The organism is Gloeocapsopsis sp. IPPAS B-1203 (assembly GCF_002749975.1).
Classification (GTDB): domain Bacteria; phylum Cyanobacteriota; class Cyanobacteriia; order Cyanobacteriales; family Chroococcidiopsidaceae; genus Gloeocapsopsis.
The window spans coordinates 1-255 of the sequence record NZ_PEIG01000057.1; the positions used below are offsets into that span (position 1 = coordinate 1).

Sequence of the window (255 nt, forward strand, 5' to 3'; positions counted from 1 at the left end):
GAAAGTGCTCTAGCATACCTGCAATGAAGCCTGTAGACATGTCTATACAGGCATCTGTAATTGCTATGGGCTCAACTCCTTTGGTTTTAAGGTGATCTTTGATCTGCCCAATAGTATCTGCATCTTTGCCAGGAGTCACATGAATGACACGTCTTGAGGCTAGATCTGCTGCTACCGTCACATAATCGTGACCTTTTCTTACTGAGGTCTCATCAATGCCTAGCTGCGTAACCGAACTCTGATCATCTGAATGAT

General features: G+C 44.3%; 1 protein-coding gene. It reads right to left on the reverse strand.

Annotated features, from left to right (window positions below):
* Positions 1–181, reverse strand: a 181-nt coding sequence (locus CSQ79_RS26975) for a transposase (protein WP_502693975.1), incomplete at its 3' end; no start/stop codon positions are given.
* Positions 182–255: the final 74 nt, after the last annotated feature.